We start from the raw sequence: 1,606 nt of genomic DNA on the forward strand, positions 1-1,606 counted from the left end.
CCCAGCTTCACCAGACCGCTGCGACGGCCCGGCGGTGTCGGCCTTTCACCTCCACTCGATTACGCGGTACTTCGTGGCGCACTCCTGTATCACTGAAGCTGTCGGATTCTCACTGTTTCGCATGCGGCGCGTGTCGGTTCTCATTCAATCGAGGCATCCGCTCGGGCTGGAGTGCCGGCGTCGGCTCATATCCGGTGCACTACGCTGTGCGGCTATGAATACCGGGACGGCCTTGCGCCACACACGGATCGGTGACCCGGGGCTCTTCTGAGCGCCGTACGGGCCGGTTTGGGCCCGCTGTTTGATCGAGGCTCTTGCGCTGCTGCGCGGGCTCCGCCTCCGTCGTGTTGATCACAGGCTCTGCACATCAACCACGACAGGAGCATTCATGCCCACCAAGACGCTGCGGATTCCCACCACGGACGGCCAGGCCGACGCCTTCGCCGCCTTCCCCGACCACAGCGAGCGGCACCCAGGGGTACTGATGTACGCGGACGGCTTCGGCATCCGGCCCGTGCTGCGGGAGATGGCCCGCGAACTGGCCGGGCACGGCTACTACGTGCTCGTCCCCAACTCCTTCTACCGGCACGGCCCGGCACCGCTGGTCGAGCTTCCCGAGTACATCGGAGAAGAGGTCCGGCCCGCGGTCTTCGCCCAGCTGATGCCCCTGATCGAGGCGCACACCGCCGAACGTGTCCTGAGCGACGCCGACGCCTACCTCAGGTTCCTCACCACCCAGCCCGAGGTCGGCGCCGGACCGGTCGCGGTGACCGGCTACTGCATAGGCGGCCTCTACGCGATGCGCACCGCCGCGGCCCACCCCGACCAGGTGGCGGCCGTCGCCGCGTTCCACGGCCCCGTGGGTGTCGATGGGGCCAACCTCTTCTCCAACCTCACCGCCCAGGTCCACCTCGGCCACGCCGAAGGCGACATGACACCTGAGGCCCTCGGCGAGCTCAACCAGGCCCTGGATGCGGCAGGTGTCGGCTACACCTCCGAGATCTACCCCGGCACCATCCACGGCTTCACCATGTCCGACACCGACGCTTTTAGCGCCTTTGGGCTGAAGCGCCACTGGGATCGCCTGCTCCCCCTTCTGGACCGCACCCTGGCCAACAGCTGAGGCTCCAGCCCGGAAACCAAGCCTGAAACGGCCGCGACCAGCAGACGGCAAGGCGGGCCACACCGATGTCTCCATGGCCGTGGCCCGTCTCTATCGCGAACGAGACTTCCGCAAAAGCCAGGTCGCTTGAGAAGAACCCCGAGCCTCCGCGGTCGCAAACGACCTGGTATCCCAGCTCGTCAACGGCCCACCATCTGACAGCCGCAGTCCGACAGGACAGCGGCCGTCACCGGCCAGGCAATTCAGTGGTACGGGCCAGAAGCCGGCAAGTGAGCCTGGGCAAGTGTCGACTGCACCGCCGAAGCGCGACCATCTTGCTGACAGGCGTGCCCTTGGCTGGGCATCCTGCGCAGTCGCCGAGGGGTTCCGGGCTGCGTCTTCGAACCAGCCGATTCACGGGTCTTCAAAGTTGAGCGGTGCGGAGGTGTCCGCGGGCTCGGCGGGTGGTGACGCAGCGTGTCCGTAGTCGTTGGTTCTCGGCGT

At 66.8% G+C, this 1,606-nt stretch carries 1 protein-coding gene; it reads left to right on the top strand.

Annotated features, from left to right (window positions below; translation table 11 throughout):
• Positions 1 to 388 precede the first annotated feature (388 nt).
• On the top strand, positions 389 to 1,123 hold the full coding sequence (locus H8R17_RS45370) for a dienelactone hydrolase family protein (RefSeq protein ID WP_187828980.1): 735 nt from the start codon (positions 389 to 391) through the stop codon (positions 1,121 to 1,123).
• Positions 1,124 to 1,606 lie beyond the last annotated feature (483 nt).

The sequence above is a fragment of the Streptomyces sp. TRM68367 genome, assembly GCF_014495685.1.
Lineage (GTDB): Bacteria > Actinomycetota > Actinomycetes > Streptomycetales > Streptomycetaceae > Streptomyces.